This window comes from Streptomyces aurantiacus (assembly GCF_027107535.1).
Taxonomy (GTDB): domain Bacteria; phylum Actinomycetota; class Actinomycetes; order Streptomycetales; family Streptomycetaceae; genus Streptomyces.
The window spans coordinates 228,385-248,899 of the sequence record NZ_CP114283.1 but is presented as its reverse complement, the minus strand read 5'-3'; the positions used below and the strand labels follow the sequence as shown (position 1 = coordinate 248,899).

General features: G+C 73.9%; 15 protein-coding genes. 13 read left to right on the top strand and 2 right to left on the bottom strand.

All coding sequences use genetic code 11. The annotated features are described in order from the left end of the window. Positions 1-25 precede the first annotated feature (25 nt). The 12 genes from O1Q96_RS02800 to O1Q96_RS02745 all read left to right on the top strand — a co-directional run bounded on the left by O1Q96_RS02800 (position 26) and on the right by O1Q96_RS02745 (position 16,998). Positions 26-472, top strand: coding sequence for a GPW/gp25 family protein (locus O1Q96_RS02800; RefSeq protein ID WP_269246696.1), 447 nt, complete (start codon positions 26-28; stop codon positions 470-472). Then, positions 472-2,430: a putative baseplate assembly protein gene (locus O1Q96_RS02795; protein ID WP_269246695.1), complete on the top strand. Its 1,959-nt coding sequence runs from the start codon at positions 472-474 to the stop codon at positions 2,428-2,430. Before O1Q96_RS02800 ends, O1Q96_RS02795 begins: the two co-directional genes overlap by 1 nt. Positions 2,431-2,572: 142 nt before the next feature. Beyond that, the gene (locus O1Q96_RS02790; protein WP_269246694.1) at positions 2,573-3,130 is read left to right on the top strand and encodes a phage tail protein; all 558 of its coding nucleotides are present in this window, start codon (positions 2,573-2,575) and stop codon (positions 3,128-3,130) included. Then, complete coding sequence (locus tag O1Q96_RS44175) at positions 3,127-4,998, top strand: NADase-type glycan-binding domain-containing protein (RefSeq protein ID WP_331276022.1); 1,872 nt, start codon at positions 3,127-3,129, stop codon at positions 4,996-4,998. The genes O1Q96_RS02790 and O1Q96_RS44175 overlap by 4 nt, the downstream gene beginning before the upstream one ends. Before the next feature lie 195 nt (positions 4,999-5,193). Beyond that, positions 5,194-6,510 carry an FG-GAP repeat domain-containing protein gene (locus O1Q96_RS02780; RefSeq protein WP_269253445.1) on the top strand — a complete coding sequence of 439 codons (1,317 nt, stop codon included), beginning with the start codon at positions 5,194-5,196 and terminating at the stop codon, positions 6,508-6,510. Further along, the gene (locus O1Q96_RS02775; protein ID WP_269246693.1) at positions 6,510-8,000 is read left to right on the top strand and encodes an FG-GAP and VCBS repeat-containing protein; all 1,491 of its coding nucleotides are present in this window, start codon (positions 6,510-6,512) and stop codon (positions 7,998-8,000) included. Before O1Q96_RS02780 ends, O1Q96_RS02775 begins: the two co-directional genes overlap by 1 nt. Positions 8,001-8,269: 269 nt before the next feature. Then, entirely contained in the window at positions 8,270-9,685 is a 1,416-nt protein-coding gene (locus tag O1Q96_RS02770; RefSeq protein ID WP_269246692.1) for a VCBS repeat-containing protein, read from the top strand. Positions 9,686-9,900: 215 nt separating this feature from the next. Continuing rightward, positions 9,901-11,352 (top strand): FG-GAP repeat domain-containing protein, encoded by a 1,452-nt coding sequence (locus tag O1Q96_RS02765; RefSeq protein WP_269246691.1) that lies wholly within the window; start codon positions 9,901-9,903, stop codon positions 11,350-11,352. An 88-nt stretch (positions 11,353-11,440) separates the two neighbouring features. Then, on the top strand, positions 11,441-12,886 hold the full coding sequence (locus O1Q96_RS02760) for an FG-GAP repeat protein (protein ID WP_269246690.1): 1,446 nt from the start codon (positions 11,441-11,443) through the stop codon (positions 12,884-12,886). A gap of 11 nt (positions 12,887-12,897) precedes the next feature. Continuing rightward, entirely contained in the window at positions 12,898-14,337 is a 1,440-nt protein-coding gene (locus O1Q96_RS02755; RefSeq protein ID WP_269246689.1) for an FG-GAP-like repeat-containing protein, read from the top strand. A 190-nt stretch (positions 14,338-14,527) separates the two neighbouring features. After that, positions 14,528-15,982, top strand: coding sequence for an FG-GAP and VCBS repeat-containing protein (locus O1Q96_RS02750; protein WP_269246688.1), 1,455 nt, complete (start codon positions 14,528-14,530; stop codon positions 15,980-15,982). Between the two features lie 26 nt (positions 15,983-16,008). After that, positions 16,009-16,998 (top strand): Yip1 family protein, encoded by a 990-nt coding sequence (locus tag O1Q96_RS02745; protein WP_269246687.1) that lies wholly within the window; start codon positions 16,009-16,011, stop codon positions 16,996-16,998. A gap of 55 nt (positions 16,999-17,053) precedes the next feature. Here O1Q96_RS02745 and O1Q96_RS02740 read toward each other — a convergent pair whose 3' ends face one another. Then, complete coding sequence (locus O1Q96_RS02740; protein WP_269253444.1) at positions 17,054-18,433, bottom strand: FAD-binding oxidoreductase; 1,380 nt, start codon at positions 18,431-18,433, stop codon at positions 17,054-17,056. A 219-nt stretch (positions 18,434-18,652) separates the two neighbouring features. On the opposite strand from O1Q96_RS02740, the gene O1Q96_RS02735 reads away from it, so the two are divergent. After that, positions 18,653-19,795: a sulfite oxidase gene (locus O1Q96_RS02735; RefSeq protein ID WP_269253443.1), complete on the top strand. Its 1,143-nt coding sequence runs from the start codon at positions 18,653-18,655 to the stop codon at positions 19,793-19,795. A gap of 44 nt (positions 19,796-19,839) precedes the next feature. Here O1Q96_RS02735 and O1Q96_RS02730 read toward each other — a convergent pair whose 3' ends face one another. Beyond that, complete coding sequence (locus O1Q96_RS02730) at positions 19,840-20,514, bottom strand: hypothetical protein (RefSeq protein ID WP_269246686.1); 675 nt, start codon at positions 20,512-20,514, stop codon at positions 19,840-19,842. Position 20,515: the final 1 nt, after the last annotated feature.

Below are 20,515 nucleotides of genomic sequence, written 5' to 3'. Positions count from 1 at the left end.
CCACGAGAAGGCGGGGGACCCCCTGATGGCCGAGCAGTTCGTCGGATCCGGCTGGGCGTTCCCCCTGCGCATCGGCCCCACCGGGGGCATCGCCCTGGTCAGCGGGGAGCGCGAGATCGAGGAGGCCATCCGGCTCGTCCTGGCCACCGCGCCGGGCGAGCGGCCGATGCGCCCCGAGTTCGGCTGCGCCATCCACGACCTGGTGTTCGCCCCGGTCAACGAAGCCACCGCCGGCCGCATCCAGCACGAGGTGTACACGAGCCTCGACCGCTGGGAGCCGCGCATCGAGGTGAGCGACGTCGAGGTGACGGCCGGCGGCAACACCGAACAGGGCGTGCTCTTCATCGACGTCCGCTACTCGATCCGCGGCACCAACAACCCGCGCAGCCTGGTCTTCCCGTTCTACGTCATCCCCTCCCACGAGGAACCCGACGCCCCCGGCGCGGGCAACTCCCCTGAAAGCGACCGCTGATGGCCCTGCCCTCCCCGAACCTCGACGACCGCCGCTTCCAGCAGTTCGTCGACGACGCCAAGCGCTACATCCAGCAGCGCGCCCCGGAGTGGACCGACCACAACGTCTCCGACCCGGGCGTCACCCTCGTGGAAACCGTCGCCCACATGGCCGACCAGATCGTCTACCGGCTCAACCGGGTGCCGGAGAAGAACCACCTGGCGTTCCTGGACCTGGTGGGCATCACCCTCTTCCCGCCCTCCGCCGCCCGTACGGACGTCACGTTCTGGCTGTCCGCACCGCAGGACGAGCCCGTGCTGCTGCCGGTGGGCACCGAGGTCGCCACCACGCGCACCGAGAGCCAGGAGGCCGCGGTCTTCGCCACCGAGCGCGAACTGACCGTCGTGCCCTGCGCGTTGCGGTACCTGGTGGTGCAGCGAGGTGGTGAGCCCGTCACGGACCGGACCGCCGACCTCGCCGAGGGCAAGGACCTGATGTGCTTCAACGAGTCGCCGCGGCCCGGGGACTGCATGCTGATCGGGCTGAGCGCCGCCGTGCCGCACTGCGTGGTCGCGATGGAGCTGGACAGCCGGGTCGACGGTGTCGGCGTGGACCCGCGCCAGCCGCCGCTGGTCTGGGAGGCGTGGACCGAGGACGGCTGGACCGACTGCGAGGTCGACCGGGACGGCACCGGCGGCCTGAACCGGCCGGGCGAGGTCGTCCTGCACGTCCCCGGCGCCCACACCCTGTCCCGCACCGGCGGGCAGGAGGCCGGCTGGCTGCGCTGCCGGGTCACCGAACCCCTGCCCGACCAGCCCTTCTACACGACCTCGCCGACCGTCCGCTCGGTGGACGCGTTCACGCTCGGCGGCACCACCTCGGCCGTCCACGCCGAGACGGTGTACGACGAGGCGCTCGGCGAGTCCAGCGGTCTGCCCGGGCAGCGGCTGCGGCTGGCCCACGCGCCCGTGGTGGGCGACACCCCTCCGGTGCTGCTGCAGACCGCCGAGCACGAGGGCTGGACCGACTGGGAGGTCGTCCCGTCGTTCGCCGCCTCCACCCCGGACGACCGGCACATCACCCTGGACGCCGCCACCGGTGACATCGCCTTCGGCCCGGCGGTACGGGAACCCGACGGCACCCTGCGCCAGTACGGCGCGGTGGCCCCCAAGGGCGCGGTCATCCGCGCCCTGCGCTACCGCACCGGCGGCGGCCGCGCCGGGAACGTCGCGCGCGGAGCCGTCCAGGTGCTGCGCACGTCCGTCCCGTACGTCTCCGAGGTCGTCAACCGGGAGGCCGCGCGCGGCGGGGTCGACGGCGAGACCGTGGAGGAGGCCAAGACGCGGGCGCCCATCACGCTGCGCGCGCAGGAGCGGGCGGTGACCCTGCGGGACTACGAGGAGCTCGCCCGCCGGGCGGCCCCCGAGACGGCCCGGATCACCTGCCTGGAGGGCGAGGAGGGTGAACACGGGGCGTACGCGGTACGCGTGTTGGTGGTCCCGCAGGCCGTCCCGGACCCCGGCGGCCGGCTGCGCTTCGAGCAACTGGTCCCGGGTGACGGGCTGTTGCGCCGCATCACCCGTCATCTGGACGAACGGCGCCTGATCGGCACGCGGTTGGCGGTGGGCCCGCCCTTCTACCAGGGGATCACGGTGGTCGCCACGGTGCACGCGTTCCGCGGCACCGACACGGACCGGGTGCGCCGGCAGGCCCACGACGCCCTCTACCGGCACCTCGACCCCCTCACCGGCGGCGCCGACGGCCGCGGCTGGCCCTTCGGCCGGCCCGTGCAGTCCGGTGAGGTCTTCGCCGTCCTCCAGCGCGTCCCCGGCGTCGAGCTGGTCGACGAGGTCCAACTGCACCCCGCCGACCCCCTGACCGGCAAACGAGGCGACCCGACCGACCGCATCGACCTCGAACCGCCGTCCCTCGTCTTCTCCTTCGACCACCGCGTCCGAGTGATCGGAGACAGGCCGTGAGCAACCTGTCGAAGAGCCCCGGCCCGCTCCCGCCCGAGGCGGATGCGGAGTCGGAGGCCGGCGCGCGGACCGTCGTCGGCGGGCCGGTCGTCGGCGGGCCGGGAGACCTCGTCCGTCGCACGCCCGTGAGGGGAGCCCGGTCATGAGGGGTTCCATCGACGGGCTCGGGTCCTCCGCGCCCATCGGCATGATGCTGCCCGCGGTGTTCGCCGACGACGACCTGGCACAGCGGTTCGTCGGCGGGCTCGACGACGTGCTCGCGCCGATCCTGGCCGTCCTCGACTGCCTGGACTCGTACTTCACGCCCGCGCTGGCCCCGGTGGACTTCACCCAGTGGCTGGCCGGATGGGTCGGCGCCGAGACCGACGGCACGGAACCGGAGGACCGGCTGCGCGCCGCCGTCGCCGCCGCCGCGTATCTGCACCGGGTGCGGGGCACCAGCCGCGGCCTGTCCGAGGCGGTGCGCCTCGTGTTCGGCGTGGCCCCGGAGATCACCGAGAGCGGCGGCGCCTCCTGGGACGCGCGGCCGCTCGGCCCGGTCCCCGGCGACCGCCGCCCGCGTCTGCACGTCACCCTGCGGCTGCCCGACCCGGCCCCCGCGGACGAACACCGCCTCGACAGCCTCGTGGCGGCCGCACGCCCCGCCCACATGCCGTACACGGTCCAGGTGACCGCCGCCGAAAGGACTCCCGAGAGATGACCAGCCAGACCTCCGGCACAGGACGGGAGCCGGCGCAGAGCTGTGCCGAATGCGGCACCCGGGCGGAGCCCGGCCAGTCCTTCTGCGACTCCTGCGGAGCGGTACTCGGCTGGTCCGGGGCCCGGTCCGGTGCCGCGGCAGCGCCGGAGCCGGATCCGGATCCGGTACCCGCCGGAGCCGCCGCACCGGCGCGGGACTCCGCGGCCCGGCGGGCCGCCCGCGACGAGCCGGGGTGGGACGCGTTCGCCCACCCCGGGGCCGGTACGGGCACGGCCCGCACGGCCCACGACCCGGCGCCCGCGGTGACGGCCGGGTCCACCGAGGAAGAGACCCACCGGCGGGCAGCCTCCGGCCCCGACGCCCCGAGTGCCCACGGCCAGGGAGCCCGGGGTCCGGTGATCCAGGCCCCGGGAGCCCGCGACGCGGGAGCCCGCGGCTCGCGAACCGACGGCTCACACGCCGACAGCGCACACGCCGCCGGCTCACCCTCCGCCGCCTCGCCCTCCGACGGTCCAGGAGCCCACACTCCGGGAGTCCACAGCCCCGGAACCCGCGGCAGGCGGGAGCGCGCGCAGGACGACGACTGGCCTGGCGACGACCTCCGCGGTGGCGGGCCCGCCGACCGGGACGGTGACGCCGGGGCGGCCGCCGGACGGTCCGGTGCGCACCGGCCGGACACCGCGCCCGCCGCCGAGCCGGGTCCCGGGACCCGGCAGCCGGACACGGCACACGCGTCCGGGCAGGGTTCCGGAACCGGGCCCTCGCGCCCCGCGTCCGCGGATGCCGGCAGCGCGCCGCACCTGTCCCGTTCCGCCGGCACCGCCGCCTCGTCGGCATCCGGCTCAGGCGCGGCCGGCTCGGGGAGCGCCCCGCCCGGCCGGCGGGACCCGGACGAGGCCGACACCGAGCCCGTGGTGACCACCGACGCCTACGGCCCGCACCACTCCGGCGGTTCGGCCGGATCGGCCGACTCCGCCGGCGAACGGGCCAGGTCGCTCCTCATCCCCGTGAACGACCCCGAGCCCCGCGCTCCCGTGTCACCCGCCGTCGCACCCGTCCTCCCGGGCCGTCCCGTCGCGGGCCGTCCCCAAGTCCGCGCCCCGGGCCCCGAGTCCGGCCCCGAGGGCGGCCCGCCGTGCCCCTGGTGCGCCACTCCCAACCGCCCCGACCGGCACTTCTGCGGCCGCTGCGCCATGCCGATGGAGGGCGGCCCCGGGACACCGGGCCGGCAGCCGTGGTGGCGCCGGGTGCTGAACCGCGACGCGGAGACGCCCTGGGCGGGCGACCGGCCCCGTCTGCGCCGCGGCTTCGGACGCGTCATGAACTGGGTCGTGGGCGCCGTCGTGATCGCCCTGATCGTCACCCTCGTCCTCAACATCGGTGCCGGGGTCGACGCGACCCGCGACCACTTCGCCAAGCGGGCCCCGATCGGCCCGACCAGCGTCAAGGCGTCCCGCTCGTATCCCGGCCACAGCCCGCAGCTCGCCTTCGACAAGCTCAGCAACACCTGGTGGGGACCGGGGGTCTCGCAGACCGGGGAGGGCCAGTGGGTGGAGGCCCGCTTCGACCGTCCGACGCGGCTGCTCGACCTGGTCATCACCTCCGGCATGTCGACGAAGGTGGACCAGCTCCAGAAGTCGGCTCTCCCGCAGCGCATCGAGGCGAGGATCACCACCGCCGACGGCAAGAAGACGACCAGGACCATCACCCTCGACCAGAGCGCGGGCGGCCAGCGGCGCAAGTTCCGGGTCGCCGACGTCGTCGCGGTGCGGTTCATCCTGCGCTCGGCCTACGCCGCCGACGCCAAGAAGCAGGTGGCCATCGCCGAGATCGAGTTCTTCGGCCGTTCCAAGAGCAACACCACCTGACGGAACGCCGGGGCGGGCGCCGGTGCGACGGCACCGTGTGACGCGGCACCGGGGCGGGCGCCGATACGGGCGCTTCGCCCCGGCTCGCCCCGCCCGACCTCCCATTCAGGACCTTCGACCCTGGTGACTTATGACCTCCCGCCCCGCATCATGTGCAGGTTGTTGTCTCACGATGCGGTCGGGGTTGACGTGACCATGGGGAAGAGCGGGATACGTGTGGCGGGTGCCGTGGCGAGCGGCGCACTGCTGCTCGCCGGCTGCGGCGGGCCGGGCGGCGGGGGCGGCGAGGACCGCTCCGACGCCGCGCGGCGCGAGCCCGTCACGGTCGCCAAGGCACCCGCCCGGATCCCCGTACCGCTCGGCCGGGGCAGTCGCGTGGACAGCGACTTCAACGGCGACGGGCACCGCGACCTCGTGCTCAACGACCTGGTGAAGCGTGACAGCCACGGGGACGACGCCGGGATCGGCATCGTGTACGGGTCCGCCCGTGGACCTGCCCCCGGCGCACGGCAGTTGCTGAGTCCCGCCCAGCACGCGGCCGCCACGAAGGGGCAGTTGCCCGCCGTCTTCGACGCCGAGGCGAACTGCGATCTGGACAAGGACGGCTTCACCGACCTCGTCGTCTCGACCGACCCGCCCTACGACGGGCAGGGGCAGCCGCCCGTGCCGCTGCAGATCCTCTTCGGTTCGTCCCGGGGGCTGTCCGGGAAAGCGGTGAAGCTGGCGATTCCCGCGCAGGCACGTTTCGGCAACGACTGGCCGGACCAGCCGGTGTGCGGCGACTTCAACGGCGACAGGGCCGAGGATCTCGTCGTGCACGCCTCCGACGGCCGCCTCAGCCATCTGCAGGGGCCCTTCACCCGCAAGGGCGCCCCGAAGACGGCCGGCGCCCCGCTCGCCTCACCGGGGAACGTCCCGACTCCCCCGGCCGTGGACGTCGACGGTGACGGTCGCGACGACCTGCTCGTGCGTACCGCGGAGGGTTCCGGCACCTCCGACTCCTCGCTCGTCCCGGGCGGGCCGGCCGGTCCCACCGGTACCGCGGTCGCCCTCCCGAACGGTGTCGACGTCGCCTTCGGGCGGTTCGGCGGGGGCAAAGGGCTCGACGCGGCGATCGGCACGATGCGCGGCACCGCTCTGCGGTACGACGTGCCCGGCACCCGGCGCGGTGAGCTCCCGGTCGCCGGCACGGTCCTGGACTCCGGGGACTTCGACGGCGACGGACTGAGCGAACTCTTGTCCAGCGGTTCGCAGTTGAGGATTCTGAAGGGCCGCGCGGGCGGACTGTCCGCGACCGGGATGGTGACCGTGCAGCCGCCGGCCGCGGGGACCACCCGGGTCCTGGCGGTGGCCGACTTCGACGGCGACAAGCGGGCGGACCTGGTGGTGCGGACCTACCGCGGGGACACCAAGGACACGATCGCCGTGTACCCGGGCGCGAAGAAGGGCCTGATCGCACGGAAGCCCGCACTGACCTTCTCCACCTCCGGGTTCCTGGGGGCGGAGCGCTGATGCGGCGCCCTCCGGGCGACCGGGTGCCCCGGTTCGCGACGAGACCCCTGCCGGTCGCCGTGACGCTCCTCGCGGGCGTCTGCCTGCTCACGGGATGCGGTGGCGGCGGCGGCTCACCCGACCGGGCCGCCGCCCAGAAGAAGCCCACCGCCGGAAAACCGTCCGAGAACCCCGACCCGGGCGACTTCAACGGCGACGGCCACGACGACTTCGCGACCGTCGTCACCTCGCGCACCAAGGACGGGGCGCGGACCGTCGAGACCCTGGTCGTGGCCTACGGCTCCCCCGACGGCCTCGCCCCGGCCTCCGCCGCGCGGACCTCACCGGGCAAGACGGACACGTACTTCACGGCCCTGCTGCGCACCGACCTCGACGGCGACGGCTTCACCGACCTGGTCGCCGGCCGCGGAATGGGAGACACCAGGCTGGAGACCTACGCCCTCTTCGGCGGCGCCCGGGGCCTCGGCCGCGCCGTCGCGCTCGACCTGCCCGACGGCTTCCGGCCGCTCGCCGCCGCCGACTTCGACGGCGACGGCTCCGTCGACCTCATCGACGGCGGACACGGCGGCAGGGGCGACAACTCCGAGACCGGTCCGGGCTCCGCGGGACTGCTGCTCCACGGCCCCTTCGACCGCGCGGGCACCCCGAAGCGCCAAGCCGCGATCGACATCAGCCAGGGCGGCTACGCGACGCCCTCCTCGGCCACCACCGGCGACTTCGACGCCGACGGGAAGGCCGAGGTCGTGTTCACGTACGACTACGACGCCGAGGAGGACGAGAGCGCGCCCGAGAGCCTGCACACGGTCGGCTACTACGAGGGCGACGAGGACGGACTCGTCCGCGACACCGCGCGCGAGCCCGCCATCGGCGCGGCCGTGGACACCTTCGACGGCCCGCGCACGCCGGCCGCCGGCGACGCGGACGGCGACGGCATCGACGACCTGCTGCTGCCCACCCGGCTCGAGGTGGCCCCCGCCGACATGCCTGCCGAGGGCGGCGCGCTCACCATCCTGTACGGCGCGAAGTCGGGACTGGGCAGCGGGCGTACGAAGTCCGTGATCGAGGGGAAGGACGGCGCGAAGCGGCGGATCGACTTCGGGACCTCGCCCGCCGTGGGCGACGTCAACGGCGACGGGAAGCCGGACGTCGTGGTGAACACCCCGAACTTCCGGCGCCACGACGGCAAGGTCACGCTGCTGCCCGGCGGCCCGCAGGGCGTACCGTCCGCGGACGGCGAGCAGACCGTCGACGCCGGGACCGACGGTCTGCCCGGCACCCCGAACCCGCACCGGTGGAACGCCTTCCACTACCAGCCGCCGCTCCTCGACGTGGACGGCGACGACCACGCCGACGCCGTCGTGTTCGGGCCGCTCTACGAGAAACGCAAGGGCGCCTTCCTGGTCCTGCGGGGCGCGGACGACAATTTCGACGCGAAACGGACGCAGCTCCTCACCCCCGAAGAGCTCGGTGTGCCGCTGCGGCTGAGGTGAACGAGGACGGCAGGCGGCGTTCACCTGACGGCCACCGGCACACAACCCTTCGTACGTTCGACGGATCGGCTTTCGGACCCGGTGGGGCGGGTCTACAGTTCGGCACGGTCTCTCGGCAGTCGTGAGACCGCGGGCCGGCCGTGGCGGGCCGCGCCCACGCGGCGGAGCCGCACACGTCACAGCCCCGCGCCCCTCAGGGTGCCCCTCACGGGGAGCCCCGGGGGCGCCCCCGTAAGTCGATCTCCGTGTACGAGAGTTGGAGTGGCCCCGTGCGAAGAAAGACCCTCTCCGTCGTTGTCCTGGGCGCGGCCGCCGCGCTCGGCGGCGCCGTCCTGGTGATCCCCTCGGCCACGGCCGCGCCCGTCCACCGGTCCGACTTCAACGGCGACGGGTACGCGGACCTCGCGGTCGGCGTACCGGGCGGGACGGCCGACGGGCGGGCCAAGGCCGGTTACGTGAGCGTGATCTGGGGCTCGGCGGACGGCCTCGGCGGTTCGGCGGCCAAGGTCAGCCAGGCGAGCTCCGGGATACCCGGCACGGCCGAGGCGGGCGATCAGTTCGGCTTCGCCGTGCAGCCCGCGGACCTGAACGGCGACGGGTACGGGGACCTCGCCGTCACCGCGCCCGGCGAACAGACCGGCTCGGGCACCGCGCACGAGGGCGCCGCCTACGTGCTGTGGGGTTCGGCGGACGGCCTCGGCTCCGGCTTCACCGCGGCCAAGGGCACCGGCGACGTGCAGCTCGGCCGCCTGCTGTCGGCCGGCGACTACGACGGCGACGGGAACGCCGACCTCGCCCTGGCACAGAACGGCGAGGAGGGCGGCGCGACCGTCCTGCGCCCCGGCCCGCTCGCGCCGGGCACCTCCACCGGGACCTCCCTCGTCGCCGGGTACGGCTTCGGCAGCGTCCGCGCCCTGACGAGCGGCGACTTCGACGACGACGGCACCGACGACCTCGCGACGGCGTACACCGGCATGGAGATCGGCGGCACGCACGTGATGAGCCTGGCCTCCGGCGCCTGGAAGCGCACCTGGTCCACGTCCGACTCCGGTACGGCGCTCGCCGCCGGGGACTTCGACGGCGATGGCCGCGCCGACCTCGCCATCGGCCGGGTCGAGCCCGGCCCGGAGGCCGACAGCACATCCTGCGAGGACCGCCTCGGCGGGGCCGTCGCCACGGTGTACGGCGCCGCCGGGAGCACGCTCGGCGGGAAGGTCACCTGCACCACGCAGTCCTCCCCGGCCGTGGCCGGCACCGCCGAGCCCGAGGACAACTTCGGCGCGGCACTGGCGGTCGCCGACCTCGACGGCAGCGGCGCCGACCTGCTGATCGCCGGCGCGAGCCACGAGTCGGTGGGCTCCGCGGCGAACGCGGGCGCGTACTGGGAACTGCGGGCCGGCGACGACGGCGTCCTCACCGGGCCGTCCTTCAGCCAGAACTCCGAGGGGGTCGCGGGTACCGCCGAGGCCGGGGACCTGTTCGGGTCGGCGGTGTCGGCCGGCCGGTACGACGGGACCGCAAACCCGGGCCAGGTGATCGGGGCACCCGGGGAGAACGCGTCGGCCGGGGGCGTCTGGTACCGGGCGTCCACGGGCGACAGTCCGCGCGGACCGGCCGTCTCACTGACGCCCGCGAAGCTCGGGATCGGCGGCGCGGTGGCGTACGGCGGAGTACTGGGCAAGTAGTCCCGCACACCTCACCCTTCCCGTCCTCCCCTCCGGTCCCGGGAACCGCCGGAGAAAATAATCCATCTCACGTACAACCCTCGTCACTCCTTGCGGGTCTCCTGATCGCCAACCGCCCGTGAAGCCCGGGGAAACTCCGGGCAAATGCGGGCGGTACGCACCCCATTGACTGCGGGCGCCCGCCGGCGCCCCCGCATGCTGCAGGAGAATCCCGCATGCACAAGCACCTTCGGCTCACCCTCGCGACGGCGACCGCCGCCGCTCTGACGGGCGGCCTCCTCACCTTCGCGGCGTCCGCCGCGACGGCCGCCGACTCCGCCGCCGTGGCCGCCGCGGACGCCGACTTCAACGGCGACGGGCTCGCCGACGTCGCCGTCTCCGCCACCGGCGCGTACGTGAACGGCCAGGCCGCCGCCGGAGCGCTCACGGTCCTGTACGGGGGTGGCGAGCACGCCACCATCACCCAGGACACCGCGGGCGTCCCCGGCACGGCCGAGAAGGACGACTTCTTCGGCACCGACACGGCGTACGGCGACTTCGACGGCGACGGCTACGACGACGTGGCGGTCGGCGCCCAGGGCGAGGACGTCGGCAGCGACGTCGACGGCGGTACCGTCGCCGTCCTGTGGGGCTCCGCCGCGGGCCTCCAGGGCGGCACGACGGTCGCGGACCCCCGCGCCGCCAAGCACGACTGGTTCGGCAGTGTGCTGGAGGCCGCCGACTTCGACGGCGACGGCAAGGACGACCTGGCCCTCGGCACGTACACCTCCGCGACCGTCGACATCCACCGGGGCGGCTTCACCCGCGCCGGCGCGACCGGCGGCCACTACACGGTGTCCGTGGCCGTACAGAGCGGCGACGGCTGGGGCATCCGCTTCCTGCAGTCCGGGGACGCCAACGGCGACGGTGTCGAGGACCTGATCGTCAACGGCTACGAGACCGACACCGAGGACGGCTACAACGCCAACTTCTGGTACCCGGGCTCCGCGGACGGCATCCGGTCGCCCGACTACCAGAAGCTGCCCGCGGGCATCATCACGGACGTCGGCGACACCGACAGCGACGGCTACGACGACATCGTGTTCGGGCTCGCCTGGGACGACGAGATAGCCGGCGCGCAGCTGGGCGGCGCCGCACTCATCGGCCACGGTTCCGCCTCCGGGCCGGCCCAGGGCGACGTGCAGACCATCGACCAGGACACCTCGGGCGTCCCGGGCGGCGGTGAGGCGGGCGACCAGTTCGGCTCCGAGCTGGACCTCGGCGACGTCGACGGCGACGGCCGGCTCGACCTAGTCGTCAGCTCGCGCGGCGAGGACCTCGACGGCGTAGTGGACGCCGGTGCGGTGACCGTCCTGTACGGCGCCGCGGACGGCTCCGGCATCACGGGCGCGGGTGCGAGGTTCCTCGACCAGAACACCGCGGGTGTGCCGAACTCCAACGAGGCCGAGGACCGCTTCGGGTCCGACGTGCACGTCGACGACCTGGACGGCGACGGCCGGGGCGACGTGATCATCGGCGCCGACGGCGAGAACGGCAACAACGGCGCCGTGTACGCCCTGCGCTCCGGCGCCGACGGCTCCCTGTCCGCCGCCGCCGGCATCTACACCTCCACCGTCGGCATCTCCGCCTCGGGCACCCCGGTCCTCGGCGCCAACTTCGCCGACTGACCTGCCCGTTCCCCTCTTCCCTCGACACCGGGCCGGGCCCGCACGCCACAGTGCCGGGCCCGGCTTCCCCCTCTCCCGGAGACCTTCCTTGCGCAAGCGCACCCTCCTCATCGCCACCGCCCTGACCACCGGCCTGCTCGTCGCCCTGCCGGCCTCCGCCTCCGCGGCCCCCTCCGGGCTGCGCGGCGACTTCAACGGCGACGGCTACGGCGACGTCGCCTTCGCCGCGCCCTACGCCAAGGTCGGCGACCAGGGCATGGCCGGCTACGTGGCCGTCGTCTACGGCGGCCCCACCGGGCTGGACCCCGCCAACCGCACGGTGATCGACCAGAGTTCGGCCGGCGTGCCCGGCACCCCGGAGGCCGAGGACACGTTCGGCTCGGCGCTCGCGGTCGCCGACTTCGACGGCGACGGGTACGCGGACCTCGCGGTCGGCGCGTCCGGCGAGGACGTCGACAGCGACGTCGACGGCGGCACGGTGGCCGTCCTGTGGGGCGGGTCGGGCGGCGTCGCGGGCGGCACGACCGTGAAGGACCCGGCCGTCTCCGCGCACGACGAGTTCGGGCGCGTCCTGACCGCGGGCGACTTCGACGGCGACGGCCGGGCCGACCTGGCCTCGGGCACCACCGCCTCGCACGCGTACGTCGTCAGGGGCGGCTTCACCCGGTCCGGCACGACGGGCGCCGCCCAGCGGATCAACCTGCCCGAGACCTCCCCGTACGGCGTCGACGCGATCAAGGCCGGGGACACCAACGGCGACAAGAAGGACGACCTCGTCCTGACGTTCCGTACCGAGCTCACCGGCGACGGCCCCAACAGCTGGTCCAAGGGAGTCGCCTACCTCGGCACCTCCGGGGGCCTGGAGACGTCCGTGCCCCGCGTCCTGGGCGGCGGCACGTCCATAGCCATCGGCGACATCGACGGCGACGGCTACGGCGAGATCGCCCTCGGCAACGTGTTCACCGAGGAGGACGACCACAGCGGCAGCCTCGGCGGGAAGGTGACCGTCGTCCGCGGCTCGGCGGGCGGCCCGGTCAACGGCGACGCGCCGATGGCCGAACTGACCCAGGACTCCCCCGGCGTGCCCGGCGCGGACGAGGCGCACGACGGTTTCGGCAGCGCCCTGTCCATCGGCGACGTGAACGGCGACGGCTACGGCGAACTGGCCGTCGGCGTCATCTTCGAGGACATCGAGTCCATCGAGGACACCGGCTCCACGGTCCTCCTCCAGGGCTCGGCGGACGGCGTCTCGGAGACCGGCGGCCGCACCCTCTCCCAGGCCTCCTCCGGCGTCCCCGGCAGCGCCGAGGCGATGGACTACTTCGGCTCCGACGTCCTCCTCGCGGACGTCACGGCCGACGGCAGGGCCGACTACACGGTCTCCGCGACCTTCGAGGGCGAAGGCGTCGGCGCGGTCACGGCGATGCTCTCCGACGGCACCGGCATCTCCCCGAACGGCGACCGCGGCTTCGGCCCGGGCGCCTTCGAACTGCCCTACACGTACGGGGCGTTCGGCGCCTCCCTGACCGGCTGACGGGACGTCACATGCGTATCCGCACCATGGCGGTCCTCACCGCCGTCCTGGCGACGGGGGTCACCCCGCTGACCCTGGCGCCCGAAGCCTTCGCCGCCCCGGCGAAATTCGCGGACGACTTCAACGGGGACGGATTCCGGGACCTCGTCGTGGGCGCCCCGGACGCCACCGTCTCGGGCAAGTCGGGGGCAGGCGCCGTCGTCGTCCTGTTCGGCTCGGCGTCCGGCCCCGGCACGGGACAGAAGCAGCTGATCTCCCAGAACAGCAGTGGAGTCGAGGGCGCGGCGGAGGCGGACGACGCCTTCGGCCACTCCGTGTCCTCCGCCGACCTCGACGTCGACGGCTACGCGGACCTGCTCGTCGGCGCGCCCTACGAGGACGTGACCGGAGCGCGCACGCGTGGCAGCGTCACCGTCCTGTGGGGCGGCGCCCAGGGCCTGAAGAACAGCGCCGTCCTGCCGACGCCGAGCCCGTCCGTGGACGGGGACACCAGCGGCTGCTCGTACGGCACCGGAGTCTCGGCGGTCAATCCGAAAGCCTCCCCCGGGCACCCCCGGGTCTCCGTGGCGGGCTGGTGCGCGAGCATCGGCATGACCGGCCCGTTCACCCGGACCGGCAAGCCGGCCGGCCACAGCCTGGGGACGGACACTCCCTCGCTCGACGACACGGCCCTGGGCGATCTCGACGGCAGCGGACGCCCCGAGGAGATCGCCGTCAGCGTGGGCCTGTCCGACCACCCCTCCGGGGGTGTGTACGTGGCCCCGTCGACGCGGCAGCCTCCGCTGTCCACCGACGGCGACAACGTCGCCGTCGGCGACGTGAACGGCGACGGCTACGGCGACCTGGTCGTCGGCGACCCCTCCGACACGGTCATCGACGGGACGCCGCAGGAGGGCACCGGTCACAAGGGCGGCCAGATCGCGATCTGGCCGGGCGGAGCCCGCGGTGTCGACCCGGCGGCCGAGCCGATCCTGATCCACCAGGACACCCCGGGCGTACCGGGCGCCGCGGAGTCCAACGACTCCTTCGGCTCCGACGTGAGCGTCGCGGACGTCAACGGCGACGGCTTCGGCGACATTGCGGTGGGCGTACCCGGCGAGAACCTCGGTGCCGTCCGGGACGCCGGGTCGGTGATCCTCGTCCCCGGCCGCGCGGGCGGGCCCACGGGCGCCGGTTCCACCACGATCAGCCAGGACTCCGCCGCCGTCCCGGGAGCCGCCGAGAAGGGCGACACCTTCGGTTCGACCGTGCGCCTGGCGGATCTCACCAAGGACGGCAGGCCCGACCTCGTGATCGGCGCGTCCGGCGAGAACAACAGCACAGGCGGCATCTGGGTGTTCAAGGGCACCGCGAGCGGCCCGGCCGCCAAGAACTCGTACAGCGTCATGGGCAACGCGGTGGGTCTCCCCAAGGAGCACTACACCAACTGGGCCTCGGTGCTCGCACCCTGACCTGGACACCGGCGCGCCCCGACGAGGACTCGGTCGGGGCGCGCCCCTGAACGCACACAGGTTCGCCAGATTCGTACAACACTCGCGCACCTCGAAGTGGGCACCGACTTCCGGTCGTGACACAACCCCGCCCGTACTCCAGATGTCACACAGGTGAACCGCAAGGATCCGGCCAACTCCTGGAGTCCCCGTGCAGATACGGACGTACGTCCTCGCCACCACCGTCGCGGCCACCGCGGCCGCCACGGCCCTGGCCCTCGCGCCCACCGCGGCCGCCGCGCCACTCTCCCCCTCCACCAGCGACTTCAACGGCGACGGCTACCCGGACCTGGCCGTCGGAGTGCCCGACGGCGCCGTCGGAGGCAAGGCCAGAGCCGGGTACGTCAGCATCGTGTGGGGCGGCCCGAAGGGCGTGGGCACCCGCGGCGGCATCCGGATCTCCCAGTCCACCGCGGAGCTCCCCGGCACCCCGGAGACCGGCGACCGGTTCGGCGCCTCCGTGGTCCTGGAGGACCTCAACGGCGACGGCATCGCGGAGCTGCTCGTCGGCGTCCCCGGGGAGGACGTCACCGGCCGCGGCACGGACGCCGGCCTGGTCTCCGTCGTGGGCGGCGCGAAGGGCGGCCCGGGCCCCGGCTCGAACGTCGTCACCGGCCCCGCGGCCTCGGCGGCGTACGGGCTGTCGGTCGCCGCGGCCGACCTGACCGGCGACGGCAGCCGGGACATCGTGACCGGCGGCAGGGACAAGGTCGTCCTGCGCACCGCCGACGGCCTCTCCTCCACCGTCGTCACCGCCCCCATGGGCGGCCGCGCCCCGATCCTGACCACCGGCGACTTCACCGGCGACGGCGCGGCGGACCTGGCGGTGGGGTACTGGACGACCGACCCGTTCACCCAGTCGCACGTACGGATCTGGGCCTGGGAGAAGACGGAGAACGCCCTGGCCAACGTGTGGAACACCGACAACGCCGGTGTCTCCGCCCTCGCCTCCGGCGACTTCGACGGCGACGGCCACGACGACCTGGTCCTCGGCGAGTGCCGAGAGATCGCCGACGAGAACATCGACGACCCGTGCGGCCCTGAGGCACTGGCGAAGGGCGGCGGCCTGCACATCCACTACGGCGCCGGCCCGAACGGCTCCTTCGGGTTCCGCAAGCAGACCCTCAACCAGGACACGGTCGGCGTACCGGGCGTCGCCGAGAGCGGCGACCGCTTCGGTGCCGCCCTCGCCGTCGCGGACATCGACGGGGACGGCCGCGACGACGTGATCGCGGGCGCCCCCGGCGAGGCGATCGGCACCCGGGCCGGCGCGGGTGCCGCGACCCTGCTCCTCGGCACGAAGGACGGCCTGGTCGACGCGTTCGGCGAGGGCCACGGGGTCGGATACCAGCAGGACACCCCGCGCGTCCCGGGCGTCGCGGAGGCGGGCGACGCCTTCGGTGCCGCCGTCGCGACCGGCGACTACGATCACGACGGCGCACCGGACACGGCGATCGGCTCCCCCGGCGAGAACGCCAGGTCCGGCGGTGTGTGGGTCCTCCCGCACGCGAGCGTCAACGACTCCTACACCGTCACCCCCGCCAAGCTGGGTCTGCCCTCCCCGTCGAGCGCGCTCACCTACGGCAAAACCCTGAGCAGCCGCTGAGAAACGCGTGACAGGCCCCTTAGGGGATGTCACAGGTCGGCAGCAAAGCCGGGTCCGATGCCCCGGGCCCGGCACGTCACTCAGCGGGACCAGGTACGTTCGATTACGTGGCTGGATTCAGGATCGGACGCGGCCGGGACAACCGCACGCAGCAGGCGCCTCCGCAACAACACCCGCGGCAGCAGCCGTACGGACAGCAGGCCCCCCAGGGCGGCCCGTCGTACGGCTATCCGCCCGTGCCGGGGCCCTACCCGCAGCAGCCCCCGTACGGCGGCGGCAACGGACCGCAGCAGTGGCCCCAGGGGAACGGACACGGTGAGCCGGAGTACTTCGGCGACCCCGGTCAGCACCCCCAGGGCCCTGACCCGTACGCGGCCAACCAACCGGGGCACACGACGGCGTTCTCCGTCGGCGAGGACCCGTACAACCAGGGCGGGACCTACCGCGCCGGCCAGACACCCCCGCCCCCGGTGGGCCCGCGGCTGCACTGGAAGGAACTGCTGAGCGGCGTCGTCATGCGCCCGAACCAGACCTTCCTGCAGATGCGCGACTACACGATGTGGGGCCCGGCCCTCGTCGTGACGTTCCTCTACGGTCTGCTGGCCGTCTTCGGCTTCGACGGCGCCCGCTCGGACGTCATCAACGCGACGCTGTCGTCGGCCGTACCGATCGTGCTGACCACCGCGGTCGCGATCGTCCTCAGCTCGTTCATCCTGGGCGTGGTCACCCACACCCTCGCCCGCCAGCTCGGCGGCGACGGCGCCTGGCAGCCCACGGTCGGCCTCTCCATGCTGATCATGTCGCTCACGGACGCGCCCCGGCTCGTCGTGGCGATGTTCGCGGGCGGCGACGCGCCGTTCGTGCAGATCCTGGGCTGGGCGACCTGGGTGGCGGCCGGCGTGCTGTTCACGCTGATGGTCCACAAGTCGCACGACCTGCCGTGGCCGAAGGCCCTGGGAGCGTCGGCGATCCAGCTCGCCGCACTGCTGTCGATCATCAAGCTGGGCACGTTCTAGCCCACACGCCGACCGGGGCTCAGGGCCCGACCGGTCAGGGCTCCGGCCCGACCGGTCAGGGCTTCGGCTCGATGTTCTGGTTGGCGTGGAAGAGGTTGCGCGGGTCGTAGGTCCGCTTGACCGCCGCGAGCCGGTCGTAGTGATCGCGGTAGGTGGACCTGACCCGCTCCTGACCCTCGTCCTCACCGATGAAGTTCACGTACGAGCCGCCCATCGAGTGCGGCTGCAGCTCCTCCCAGTAGTCGACGCACCACTGCTTGATGAGCCCGGCGTTGTCGGGATCCGGGTCGATGCCGCCGACGACGCCCGACCAGACGGCGTCCCGGTGGCTCCACGCCGTGTCGTCGTGGCCGACCCGGGCGGCGGCGCCGTCGACCGGGTAGAGGTGCATGGTCGACAGGTCGGTGGGCAGGTTCTCGCCGTACTTGAGGTGGACGTCGGCGGCCCCGTCGGTGATCCGGTCGAAGAAGGCACCCCGCCAGTACCACTGCATGCCCTTGGGGATCAGCCCGTCGAACATGCCCTGCAGCGCGGGATACGGCATCGGGGTCGTGAAGTGGAAGGCGGGCCGCCCGGCGTCGTTCACCACCGCCAGCGTCTCGTCCAGCAGGGCCAGATCGCCGGTCCAGCACCACACGACGGCGCACATCCGGTGCCCGTGCAGGTCCTCCGGGAACGGCGGGCCGGGCGGCACGGCGAGCACGGCGAAGAAGCCGTTCAGGTCCTCGGACGCCTGCGGCAGGAAATCCCGGTACCAGCGCAGCACCTCACGGGTGTGGTCGACCGGCCACACGGTGATGCCGACGCCCACCGAGTGCACCGGGTGCAGCCGATAGGTGAGGGAGGTGACGGCGCCGAAGTTCCCGCCCCCGCCGCGCAGCGCCCAGAACAGGTCCGGGAACTCGGTCTCGCTCACGGTGACGAACCCGCCGTCGGCGAGGACGACGTCCGCGGAGAGCAGGCTGTCGATCGTGAGCCCGTACTTGCGGGTGAGGTGACCGTGTCCGCCGCCGAGCGTCAGGCCGCCGAGGCCCGTCGTCGACATGATCCCGGTGGGAGTGGCGAGACCGAAGGCGTGCCCCGCGTGATCGAGGTCGCCGAGCGTGCAGCCGCCGCCGACCTGCGCGGTCCTCGCCACGGGATCGACCCGGACGCCCCGAATCGGCGACAGGTCGAGGGTGACTCCGTCGTCGACCAGACACAGTCCGGGACCGCTGTGCCCGCCGCCGCGCACGGCGAGTTCGAGCCCGTGGTCGCGGACGAAGTCGACCGCGTCCATGACGTCCCCTGCATCGGCGCACCGGACGATCGCGGCGGGCCGCCGGTCGATCATCGCGTTGTAGACCGAGCGGGCCTCGTCGTACTCCGCACCCTCGGGTGTGATGACCGGACCGCGCAGTGCGCTCCGCATCGCCTCCCGGGTCGTGGCGTCCATGTTGCCGCTGCCGCTGCCGCTGCCGTCCATGGTGATCGCTCTCCTAGCGAGACGTACACGCCCAGGATCCCGCCACTCGCGAGGACCGGCAATCGCGGACGGAACGTGCAGGTGCCCGGACCGCCCGGCGGGAGCACCATGGGAGCCATGGACGGACGCGACGCCGTGGACGGACGTGGTGCCACGGACGGACGCGGCGCCACGGACGGACCGGGCGTCATGGACGGGCGCGACAGTGCGGCGGGCCGGCTTCCGGTGCGGTCGTCCGCCGCCGTCAGCGCACCCGCGCGCGTGGCCGCCCCCGCCGAGGGGATCAGCCACGAGGAACTCGCCCTGGCGGCCCGCAACCACGGCCTGCCCCTGGAGGCCCTGCGCTACGACGTGACCCCGCCCGGCCTGCACTACGTCCTCGTCCACTACGACATCCCGGCCACCGACGCCGGCACCTGGACCCTCGCGGTGCACGGCCGCGTCCGTACGCCCCTGACCCTGGACCTGGCCGCTCTGCGCGCCCTCCCGCAGGTCACCCACCGCGTGACGATGGAGTGCGCGGGCAACGGCCGGGCCCGGCTCACCCCCCGCCCCGTCAGCCAGCCCTGGCTGGTCGAGGCGGTCGGCACGGCGGACTGGACCGGCGTACCCCTGCGGGTGCTGCTCGCCGAGGCCGGAGTGGAGCCGGACGCCGTCGAGGCGGTCTTCACGGGAGCCGACCACGGCGTGGAACGGGGCGTCGAGCAGGACTACCGGCGCAGCCTGCCCCTCGCGGACGCGACCGCCGCCGACCCGGAGGTCCTGGTGGCGTACGAGATGAACGGCGCCCCGCTGCCACCGCAGCACGGCCACCCGCTGCGTCTGGTGGTCCCCGGCTGGTACGGCATGGCCCATGTGAAGTGGCTGCACGACATCGCGCTCACCGACACCCCCTTCACCGGCTTCCAGCAGGCGGTGGCGTACCGCTTCCGCCAGTCCCCCGACGAACCCGGCGACCCGGTCACCCGCATCGCCCCGCGCGCGCTGATGATCCCGCCCGGCTTCCCGGACTTCATGTCCCGCACCCGAGTCGTACGCCCCGGCCCCGTCCGTCTGGAGGGCCGGGCCTGGTCGGGCCGCGCGCCGGTCACGAAGGTCGAGGTCAGCACGGACGACGGTGTCTCGTGGGAGGCCGCCGAACTCGCCCCGCCGGACGGGGGTCCGTGGGCCTGGCGTCACTGGCACGCGCCCTGGACGGCGGCCCCCGGCCACCACGTCCTGACGGCCCGCGCCACGGACGCCGGGGGCTCGGCCCAGCCCCTCACCCAGCCGTGGAACCGCGGCGGCTTCGGCAACAACGAGGTCCAGCGAATCCCGGTGGTCTGCCTGTAGGGCCCCCGACCGCCCGCCCACCGGACCGGGTCACCGGATCTGGGTCACCGGATCTGGGTCACCGGGTTGGGGCAGCCGGCCGTTCGGCCGGGGGCGTGACGGGTCGTCAGCCATACGCTCGCCCCCGGCGCGACGCTGACCTCGCGCGGCCGGCGGAACCCGAGGGGCCGCAACTGGTCCCCGTGGCGGGCGGACAGCGTGATCGCGACGGCCGCGGCGCCCTGGTCGTCGACGGTCCGCAGTCCCGGGGCCAGCAGGTCGGCGACCACCGCGCGGTCCCAGGCTTCCGTGTCGTCCGGCGCGCACACGGTGAGCAGCGTCCAGTGCGGCTCGTCGGGCCCGGCCTCCTTCAGCACCGACGGCAGGACGGCGTGGTCCGGCAGGCAGGTGTCGAGCTCACGGGAGAGCAGGCTCCTGAGGTGCGGGCCGGGCAGCTCGGTACCGGATCCGGGCGGCAGCCAGATGCCGGCCGCCAGGAGCATGCCGTCGTCCCGCTCGGCCACCCACACCTCACCCTCCTCCAGGGCGTGGTGGGCCAGCATCAGCCGCATGGCGCGCTGAGCCTGTTCCCAGTCCATCGCGGGACCGTCCGCGACCGGGGCGGGGAACGGGCTCTGGGCCCGGGGCTGGGTGATCAGCCGCACCACGGCGGGCACGTCCACCAGCCCCGCCGCGCGCACGGTCGCCCGGACGGGAATCCGAAGAGTGGTCATGGTCATG